Raw genomic sequence first — 9,007 nt, 5'->3', positions numbered from 1 at the left:
GAGAAAAACTTCTGCGATCCGGACGGGACTCGAACCCGCGACCTCCGCCGTGACAGGGCGGCATTCTAACCAGCTGAACTACCGGATCATTATTTTAAAGAACGTCGTTTCTTTTTCGTGGTTGCAAAATTACAACTTTTTTTGTTATCTGCAAATTATTTTAAAAAAAATGCCTTCCAATACTGGAAGGCGTTCATTATCAAACTTATTTTTTTTTATAAGTGAGCGCTTAATTTTTCAGCGATTACCTCTTTTGGAGCTACACCTACTAATTTATCTACTACTTCTCCATTCTTAAAAATAAGAACGGTAGGGATATTTCTGATACCATACTGCATAGAAATCTCCTGGTTGTTGTCTACATCTACTTTTCCAACTACTGCTTTACCTTCAAAATCTGATGCTACTTCCTCGATGATTGGTCCTAAAGTTCTGCAAGGTCCACACCATACTGCCCAGAAGTCTACTAATACCGGTTTGTCTGATTTTAAAACCGTATCCTGAAATGAGCTGTCTGTAATTTCTAAAGCCATTTTTGTTTCTTTTATTTTAATTAATATTATTTTTCTTTTAATCCTTTATTTGGATATTCAAAATTACGCTTTTTAAAGCATAAGACTATCTATGCTCAACATTAGTTTTTTCTATAGTGTAGTCGCTTGAAATTTCCTTTAGTGCATTGACCAGTGTATCGATCTCTGCCTTTGTTGTCATATGGCTGAACGAGATACGTAATGGAGTACAATGATCCATTTCGTCCTCAGAAAGCACCATCATCATAACCATCGAAGGTTTTGATGCTCCGGATGAGCATGCACTTCCCTGAGAAATTGCAATACCTTTCATATCCAGTTGAAGTCCTATCAATGGGTTCTTGTAAGGTAATAATGCACTTAAAACTGTATAAAGGCTGTTTTCCTTTTCAGCACTTCTTCCGTTGAATTTAATTCCTTCAATTTCGGCAGAAAGTCTTTCAATTGCGTAATTTTTAATGTCCTGCATATGGTTGGTATATTCCTCCATATGATTCAGAGAAAGTTCTAATGCTTTACCTAATCCTACGATACCGCAAACATTTTCTGTTCCCGCTCTAAGGCTTCTTTCCTGAGGTCCTCCGGTAATAATTCCTTTTAAGCCTGTTGCTTTTCTGATAAATGCAAATCCAGCTCCTTTTGGTCCATGAAATTTATGGGCACTGCACGATGCAAAATCCACAGGGATATCGGAGAAATCAAGGTTCATATGAGCCATTGTCTGTACGGTATCTGAGTGGAACAGCGCATGATGCTCTTTGCACAGTTGGGCAACCTGTTTAAGGTTAATGATATTTCCTATTTCATTATTGGCGTGCATTAAGCTTACCAATGTTTTTTTATCTGAAGCTTTTAAAAGTTCTTCTAATTTAGCAAGATCAATATCTCCTTTTTCATTGGGGCGGATATAGTTTACTTCCACTCCTTTTCTGCTTTTCATATCCAGAATACTTTCAGAAACGCATTTATGTTCCAGGGGAGAGCTTATGATTCTTTCTACTCCCAGGTGTTCTACCGAGGATTTGATGATCATGTTGTTTGATTCGGTACCACAGGAAGTGAAAATGATTTCAGCAGGAGTTACATGAAGATAGTCTGCAACCTGTCTTCTTACATTTTCAATAAGGATCTTTGCTTCCTGACCAAAACTGTGTGTTGAAGACGGGTTTCCGAAATTCATTTTCATAGTGCCAACCATAGCATCTATAACTTCTTCTGCAAGCGGAGTGGTTGCGGCATTATCTAAATATACTTTATCCATTATTATTTTGAATATTTTAATTCTACAGAGGTAAATTTGTAATCTGTGGGAACAGTAAATATAAACCAAGGACTAGAGATCACCTGAATTTCCATACCACCGGAAGGTTCTCCGGCCGGAACTTCTACATATAAAATCTGATTTTTCACAGATATACTTTTGATCTCTTCAATTTTATGACTCCCTGATCTGAAGCTTCCCAAATTGTATAAAACAACTTTTTTATTTTTCGGAAATTTCGGGTAGCTGATGTAAGATTCCTTCCCCACTTCTGCGATACCAAAACTTCCTCTGATAATGTTGCGAAAATCCTTTTCGTCTTTAATAATCTTAAAGCCGGGACTATCGGTTCCGCCCTGATTTTCAGAAACCAGGAGTTCCGTATTTCCCTGCACAGCAGAAGACTTCTGAGATGAAGTGCCTGCACAGCTCATAAAGATTGCTGCACATGCAATTAACAGGCTTTTCATTTTTTACAATTTTATCTCCCAAAATTAGTGAAAAAATTGGTAATGTCCCTCATTTGCCCATTTCAACATTGGCCGATCTCCTGAAGTGTCACCAAATGCAATAATTTTATCGTACTTAGAATCGTTGATTTCTTCTTTAATTCGCACCAGTTTTTCTTTTCCATTGCAGTTTTTCCCTACAAAATTTCCTGTGAAAACCCCGTTTTTAAACTCTGCCCGCGTAGAAACAAGCTCCATTTTCAGTTCTTCAGCAAAAGGCTTCACCCAGATATCTAATGATGCGGTTACCAATAAACTCTGTGTATTATTCCTATCGATATTTTTTATAAAGTCTAATGCATTTTCCCTCACTATTTTAGGATAATGCTGTTCAAAAAACTGTTTAGACTTCTGTTCAATTTTTTCCTGGGTCTGGCCTCTTAAAATAGAACCTATAAAGCTTTTTTTCACTTTTTCTGTCTCAGCCAGTTTCAGCTTCAGCAGAATAAAAAGAGGTACATGTCTTAAAAATTGTATATGATATTTTGTAGAATCATAGAATTTAAGATACATAAACATGGTATCTTTATACGTGAGGGTTCCGTCAAAATCAAAACAATACAATTTTTTCATTTTTTAAAGCTTTAATTTTTTGAATATAAATTCAGGGATATTCCTGATAATCATCATAATAATACTCCAAACAGGCAAAACATATGCCACATTCCTTTGCTTTTTGAAGGCTTTGTAAATACAGGAAGCGGCCTGTTTCGGAGTGGCTGTCAGTTTTGGATTTAAAGGCAGACCTTCCGTCATCTTGGTTTCCATAAATCCGGGTTTTATGGTAAGAACATGTACTTTTTTATCAAAAAGATAGTTTCTCAAACCACTCAGATAAGCCGTAAAAGCTGCTTTTGCACTTCCATAGATAAAATTACTCTGCCTTCCCCGATCTCCAGCCACTGATGAAAGCCCGATTATTGTTCCTGATCTTCTGCTTTCAAATTTTTGAGCAAAATAATTCATCACAGGAACCAGCTTTGAATAATTGATATCAATAATACGCTCGGTATTTCTGTTATCATACAATCCTTCTTCAGTTCCTTCTCCCAAATATCCTACGGCACAAAATAATACATTTGAATTGATATTATCAAATCTGTTGTAATCAATTTCTTTCGTCAGATCAAGCTCCACGACTTCCGCCTGCTGCAGAAACTTAACATCAATATGTCTTGCAAAACGCTCTGTAGTTTCTTTATTTGAGGTAAAAAGATAAATTTTTTCAAACTTTTCTCCTTCCTGAAGTGCTTTTTCCACAAAAGCCTGTGCCACTTCAGATGTACTTCCCAGAACTATCATTATGAATTATTATTTATGATTCTTTTGTGCTGTAAAGACACAAATTTAGGATTTTGAATATTTTTCAGGTAACTGGTAAGTGACGACCTGCTCATGCTGTCTTTGGTAAGATAAATTCTTCCTCCGAACTCCTGAACAATAGCATCCAGCTGATCTACCAGTTTTTTCAGTTTTGAATTAACTTTAAAATCCAAAGCCAGTGTATACCCTTCCACAGGGAATGAATTGTAAGCCTGAGGATTGTTTTTTCCAAAAAGTTTTAAAACCGCTAAGAATGATCCGTTACCACTTTTGGCAATTGTTTCAAGGATTCTTTTCATCCCTTCCTTTCCGGTTTCTTTAGGAATTACCATCTGATACTGTATAAAACCTGACTTTCCATAAATTTTATTCCAATCTGTGATAGCATCCAGAGGATAGAAAAACGTCTCATAATTGATAAAGTTTTTCACTTCCTTTTTAGTTTGCTTTTTATAATATAACCAATTGAATATTTTTACAGTAAGAGCATTCAGTACAAATCCTGGAAAATAAAACGGAACGGCAGGAGAAAATTTCTTCTTTAATCTTAAAGGTGTTTTTGAAAAACTCTGGGGAAGTTCATGCTGGAAAGCGTGTTCTCCTCTCATAAGAATACTTCTCCCGATATTTTTTCCTTTCTGAAGACAATCAATCCAGGCAACGGTGTAGGTCCAGTTTTCACTTTCATCGAACAATTTGAATATCTCATCCAGATTTTCAGCTTTTATACTCTCCTGACGGATGTATGCGGATTCTATATTTTTAAGTTTAAATTTCGCTGTAAGGATAATGCCTGTAAGTCCCATTCCACCAATAGTAGCCCAGAACTTTTCTGCATTTTCCTCTCTGGAACAGGTAATAATTTCCCCTTTCTCAGTCATTAGCTTAAACTCGATCACATATTCTGAAAAACATCCTTCTGCATGATGGTTTTTTCCATGAACATCAGAAGCGATAGCACCTCCTACTGATACAAATTTTGTCCCGGGCGTAACGTATAGAAAATATCCCTGCGGAACTGCAATTTCCAGTACATCTGAAAGCAATACTCCGGATTCACATTCTATTATCCCATTTAAACGGTCAAAATTGATGAATTTATTTAATTTTTTTGTTGAAAATATAGATTCTCCTAACGAAGCATCTCCATAGCATCTTCCGTTTCCTCTTGCAATAACTTCGTTGTGATTGAGTACAAATTCCTTTATTTTTCTGAAACTGTCCTCAGATCTCATTTCCTTCTCTACTATTGGGAAATTTCCCCAGTTTGTAACTTTCTGTATGAAATTCGGTTTCATTTCTTAAAATAAATTTGGATTAAAAATGTAACTACCCAAAGCAATAAAGTAACCTGTATATAACGGTCTCTGTAAACAATTTTTGTAGGAGATTCCGTTCTGTTATAAACAAGGGTCTGCTGCAGATACCTTAACAACGCGAATACCACGAAAATCACAGTATAAAAAACTCTTTCGTGAAATCTTTCCTGAACTTCAGGGGATAAGGTAAACATCAGGTAGCAGACAATAGCCAGCGTAATAGAAATGGATAAAGCAATATCTGCAAACTGAACGTTATATCCATCCAATGCTTTTCTGGTTTTTCCAGAAACCTGAGCATTGATAAGCTCGCCTCTTCTTTTTCCTATTGCCAGTACCAAAGCCAATACAAATGTCAGCAGAATTGCCCATTGTGAGATACTGATTCCGGTAATATATCCTCCAGCCAGTACACGTAATACAAATCCTATGGCAATAATAAAGATATCAATGATAGGAACATGCTTCAGCCTGAAAGTATAGGCAAGATTCATAACCACATAAAATCCTATGATAATTGCAAATTTCCAAAGAAATTCATGGAAATAAAGTTGAGTAAAAAATACAAGACCAATATCTGCAATGATAAGACCTATAAGAATTCCTATCGCTTTTGATTTTGAAATAGCTCCACTCGCCAGAGGTCTTCTTCTCTTTTCAGGGTGTTTTCTGTCTGCTTCAATATCATTATAATCATTCAGGATATAGACCACACTTGCTGCAAGTGAAAATATAACAAATGCAAAAATGCTTTTGAGAAGCAGATCTATATTAGTAATATTACCTGAAAAGAATAGAGGGACAAATACAAAAAGGTTTTTCACCCATTGCTCCACACGGAGCAGTTTTAAATATTTCTTCATTTATGTTATTTCAAATACAAAAATAATAAATTCAAAATTTCTAGCATAAAAATACAAAAAAAACCGCCGGGGCGGTCTTTTACGAAAATATTTATATATTAAATTAACTATTGGCCTTGTTTGGCGTCGTTAATCATTTTTTCATTGGCAGTAATTGCAAACTCTACTCTTCTGTTTTTAGCTCTTCCTTCTTCAGTATCATTGCTAGCTACAGGCATTGCTTCTCCTTCACCTTTTGTAAACATTCTGTTTGATGCAATTCCTTTTCCTGATAAATAGGCTTTCACAGCATCAGCTCTTCTCTGAGAAAGTTTAAGGTTGTAAGCATCTGCACCTTTGCTGTCTGTGTGACCATAGATATTGATGTTTGTATCCGGGTTATTAGCCAGTACTTCAGCTAATTTATCTAGGTTTGTTTGTGCAACAGAAGTAAGGTTTGAAGAGTCGAAAGCGAAGTTAACGATACTTTCATTCATCGTTACTTTAATACCATCTCCTACTCTTTCTACCTGAGCTCCTGGTAAAGTTTCTTTAATATCTTTCGCCTGCTTATCCATTTTATTACCGATAACGTTACCAGCAACACCTCCGATAATACCTCCTAATACAGCTCCGATAGCACCGTTTCCTCCTCTACCTACATTATTTCCAAGAATACCTCCAAGTACTGCTCCTGAAGCAGCACCTACTGCTGTACCTCTTTGTTGGTGATTTGAATTTTGAACCGCTTCACAGCTTGTCAATAATAATGCTGATGACAAGAAAAGGGCTCCTACGTATGTTTTTGTAAATTTCATTTTTTTTGATCTTTTATGTTGATAAATTATTTCATTCCTGTTCTCTGGAAGTTGTAAACTACTTTTACATTACCCCCTTCAAACGGAACATCTTGCTCAAGTGAAAACTGATCTGTAGACTGATTGATCATTGTAAGACTGTAACCTGCTGTATTCTGTTTTGCTTTAGTACCTGAAGCAATTTTTTTAAACATAAAAGTATTACCTCCTTTCACTTCAAATTTAATAGGCTGTGTAATTGCCGGGCAATCTCCACCACCGTTTAAAGTATACGCTCCAGTCCAGTTATTAGGAATCAATCTCCAGTGGCTTCCTACGAAGCACTGTGCGTCTGCACCTTCGTCAAAAGGTTTAATTTTATAACCTTTATCATAATCTATGCTTACAATCTGCCAATCTCCTTTCATTTTCAGGAAGTCGGCTCTTTGATTTTGAGATGTAGCTGCTTTGTTAACAGAGGAACACGAAACTGCAAAAAGTGATGTTCCCAACATCCCTGCAAGTAGTAACTTTTTCATTTTGTTGTTTATTATTTTGTTACTATAAAGTTACAAAAAACCGTGCCAAAATTTAAAATAAAAAACAAAAAGTCCGAAAAAATTCGGACTCTTTATGGTTTCTCCTTAAATACAGGGAGATAAATTATTTTTTAACAGCCTTTTTTACGGATTTCGAAGGCTTGGCTGTGCCTGAAGGTTTACCTTTATAGAAATTGGTATAAGCGTATTCTGCAGCTTTTTTCAGGTCAATCACTCCACCAGCCTGAGATTGGTCTCCGAATCCATCTGCTGTACTCGGATTACTGCTTTTCACAAGAGCTTCAATGATCTGATAAGGTTTAAGATCCGGCATGTAAGCCAGTAAAACAGCTGCTCCTCCGGCTACCACAGGGGAAGCCATAGAAGTACCCTGAAGATATTTATATTCATTTTTAGGTACGGTAGAATAGATTTCTTCTCCCGGAGCGAAAACATTGACCATTTTCTTATTGTAATTAGAAAAATCTGCTCTCAGGGCATTGTTTTTATTGGTACTTGCCCCTACTACAAGAACATTGCTTACAAACGGTTTTTCGTCCGTAACGTTTTTAAAGTTGGTAGGATATGCCAGATGTTCTGCTACATCTTCATTTTCATTACCTGCAGCCTTTACTAAAAGAACTCCTTTATCTTCGGCATATTTGAAAGCATCCCAGACAACATTTTTACCTGGAGAAACAGGTTTTCCAAAGCTCATATTTAATACTTTTGCACCGTTATCTACGGCATATCTGATGGCATTGGCAACGTCTTTATCTCTTTCATCACCATTCGGAACTGTTCTTACAGACATGATTTTAGCTACTTTGGAAGCTACTCCGTACTGAACTTCTTTTCCTTGCGGAAGTCCGGCAATAATACCAGCCACGTGGGTTCCGTGTTCTGCATCCGGTCCTTCATAGTGATTATTTCCATAAATTCTTTCAGAATAATCATCGTAGTTATCCCCTACAATTTCTTTTCTTGGATCATATGAAAGGTCATATTGTTTTGCTGCAGGAGCAAAATGATCGATGGCATCTTTCATTTCTTCCTTCATCTTTTTTTCGAATTCCTCTGCTGATTTTCCTTTAAATTCAGGACTTTGTGAAATCTGACCTAGGAAATCCAGGGCAATGGCATCTTTCTGATCTGTTGGAGCTTTGATCGCAGCAATAGTTTCAGCAGTGACAGGTTTCCCTCCCAGGAGCTTTACCATATTGGGGATCAGCTCGTTTAGCATAGAATAGGTCTGAAAGTTTTGTTTTGCCTCGATACTTTTTTTATTGAACATATCTTTGGCTTTCATATACATCTCAAACTCCTCCTTCATCTTAGCCTGGTTGGCTTTATTTTTTGCGGAATCATCTCCTTCGAAAACAGGCTTATATTTGGCAACTACTCTTGTTACTTCCATGTTATCGATATCAATATCACCGTTTTTACCTCCTATAAAGTTCCATCCGTGTACATCATCAATATATCCGTTTCCATCATCATCTTTACCATTTCCGGGAACTTCATTAGGGTTTGACCATAGGTTCTTTACCAATCCGGGGTGATCTACCTGTACTCCACTGTCTAATACTCCCACCACTACGGTTTTAGGCTTCAGTCCTTTAGATTCTAAATATTTATAAGCATTTGCCGTATTTACTCCATATACTTTTGAAGTTGTAAAATCTTTATGATACCATGTCATCAGATCTTTATCTTCGTTGGGATCAATACTTTTAGCTTTAGATTCCTGTGCATAGGAGAAGCTAAAACCTGCAAAAAAAACTGCAGCTAATAATACCTTTTTCATATGTTGATATTTAATTTTAAAGACATATGTCAATCGCCGCATGTTTTAAACTGAAAGTTTCATTAGCAGCGATTGTA

General features: G+C 36.4%; 10 protein-coding genes and 1 tRNA gene. All 11 read right to left on the bottom strand.

Translation table 11 applies throughout. The features are described 5' to 3' along the window. Nucleotides 1–14: 14 nt before the first annotated feature. The 11 genes from FB551_RS00430 to FB551_RS00380 all read right to left on the bottom strand — a co-directional run bounded on the left by FB551_RS00430 (nucleotide 15) and on the right by FB551_RS00380 (nucleotide 8,930). Nucleotides 15–88, bottom strand: a tRNA-Asp gene (locus FB551_RS00430). A gap of 127 nt (nucleotides 89–215) precedes the next feature. Further along, nucleotides 216–533 carry a thioredoxin gene (gene trxA, locus FB551_RS00425; protein ID WP_027374941.1) on the bottom strand — a complete coding sequence of 106 codons (318 nt, stop codon included), beginning with the start codon at nucleotides 531–533 and terminating at the stop codon, nucleotides 216–218. 85 nt (nucleotides 534–618) lie between these two features. Continuing rightward, complete coding sequence (locus FB551_RS00420) at nucleotides 619–1,794, bottom strand: cysteine desulfurase family protein (protein ID WP_047433043.1); 1,176 nt, start codon at nucleotides 1,792–1,794, stop codon at nucleotides 619–621. Nucleotides 1,795–1,796: 2 nt separating this feature from the next. Further along, the gene (locus FB551_RS00415) at nucleotides 1,797–2,264 is read right to left on the bottom strand and encodes a hypothetical protein (RefSeq protein WP_047433047.1); all 468 of its coding nucleotides are present in this window, start codon (nucleotides 2,262–2,264) and stop codon (nucleotides 1,797–1,799) included. A 24-nt stretch (nucleotides 2,265–2,288) separates the two neighbouring features. Continuing rightward, nucleotides 2,289–2,876, bottom strand: a complete 588-nt coding sequence (locus FB551_RS00410) for an HAD-IB family hydrolase (RefSeq protein WP_047433050.1) — start codon at nucleotides 2,874–2,876, stop codon at nucleotides 2,289–2,291. A gap of 3 nt (nucleotides 2,877–2,879) precedes the next feature. Then, the gene (locus tag FB551_RS00405; RefSeq protein ID WP_047433053.1) at nucleotides 2,880–3,605 is read right to left on the bottom strand and encodes an SDR family NAD(P)-dependent oxidoreductase; all 726 of its coding nucleotides are present in this window, start codon (nucleotides 3,603–3,605) and stop codon (nucleotides 2,880–2,882) included. Continuing rightward, nucleotides 3,605–4,924, bottom strand: coding sequence for an FAD-binding oxidoreductase (locus FB551_RS00400; protein ID WP_142013943.1), 1,320 nt, complete (start codon nucleotides 4,922–4,924; stop codon nucleotides 3,605–3,607). Before FB551_RS00400 ends, FB551_RS00405 begins: the two co-directional genes overlap by 1 nt. Further along, nucleotides 4,921–5,808, bottom strand: coding sequence for a decaprenyl-phosphate phosphoribosyltransferase (locus tag FB551_RS00395; RefSeq protein WP_047433059.1), 888 nt, complete (start codon nucleotides 5,806–5,808; stop codon nucleotides 4,921–4,923). The genes FB551_RS00400 and FB551_RS00395 overlap by 4 nt, the downstream gene beginning before the upstream one ends. A 107-nt stretch (nucleotides 5,809–5,915) precedes the next feature. Continuing rightward, nucleotides 5,916–6,605: an OmpA family protein gene (locus tag FB551_RS00390; RefSeq protein WP_047433060.1), complete on the bottom strand. Its 690-nt coding sequence runs from the start codon at nucleotides 6,603–6,605 to the stop codon at nucleotides 5,916–5,918. A gap of 26 nt (nucleotides 6,606–6,631) precedes the next feature. Further along, nucleotides 6,632–7,123: a lipocalin family protein gene (locus FB551_RS00385; protein WP_047433063.1), complete on the bottom strand. Its 492-nt coding sequence runs from the start codon at nucleotides 7,121–7,123 to the stop codon at nucleotides 6,632–6,634. A gap of 124 nt (nucleotides 7,124–7,247) precedes the next feature. Continuing rightward, nucleotides 7,248–8,930 carry a S8 family serine peptidase gene (locus tag FB551_RS00380; protein ID WP_142013939.1) on the bottom strand — a complete coding sequence of 561 codons (1,683 nt, stop codon included), beginning with the start codon at nucleotides 8,928–8,930 and terminating at the stop codon, nucleotides 7,248–7,250. Nucleotides 8,931–9,007: the final 77 nt, after the last annotated feature.

The sequence above is a fragment of the Chryseobacterium aquifrigidense genome (assembly GCF_006716485.1).
Taxonomy (GTDB): Bacteria; Bacteroidota; Bacteroidia; order Flavobacteriales; family Weeksellaceae; genus Chryseobacterium; species Chryseobacterium vietnamense.
This window is presented reverse-complemented; position numbering and strand designations above follow the sequence as displayed.

Bases quoted from the DNA above. Each gene is read 5' to 3' on its own strand.
- trxA (WP_027374941.1), bottom strand. From the start codon at position 533: ATGGCTTTAGAAATTACAGACAGCTCATTTCAGGATACGGTTTTAAAA.
- FB551_RS00420 (WP_047433043.1), bottom strand. From the start codon at position 1,794: ATGGATAAAGTATATTTAGATAATGCCGCAACCACTCCGCTTGCAGAA.
- FB551_RS00415 (WP_047433047.1), bottom strand. From the start codon at position 2,264: ATGAAAAGCCTGTTAATTGCATGTGCAGCAATCTTTATGAGCTGTGCA.
- FB551_RS00410 (WP_047433050.1), bottom strand. From the start codon at position 2,876: ATGAAAAAATTGTATTGTTTTGATTTTGACGGAACCCTCACGTATAAA.
- FB551_RS00405 (WP_047433053.1), bottom strand. From the start codon at position 3,605: ATGATAGTTCTGGGAAGTACATCTGAAGTGGCACAGGCTTTTGTGGAA.
- FB551_RS00400 (WP_142013943.1), bottom strand. From the start codon at position 4,924: ATGAAACCGAATTTCATACAGAAAGTTACAAACTGGGGAAATTTCCCA.
- FB551_RS00395 (WP_047433059.1), bottom strand. From the start codon at position 5,808: ATGAAGAAATATTTAAAACTGCTCCGTGTGGAGCAATGGGTGAAAAAC.
- FB551_RS00390 (WP_047433060.1), bottom strand. From the start codon at position 6,605: ATGAAATTTACAAAAACATACGTAGGAGCCCTTTTCTTGTCATCAGCA.
- FB551_RS00385 (WP_047433063.1), bottom strand. From the start codon at position 7,123: ATGAAAAAGTTACTACTTGCAGGGATGTTGGGAACATCACTTTTTGCA.
- FB551_RS00380 (WP_142013939.1), bottom strand. From the start codon at position 8,930: ATGAAAAAGGTATTATTAGCTGCAGTTTTTTTTGCAGGTTTTAGCTTC.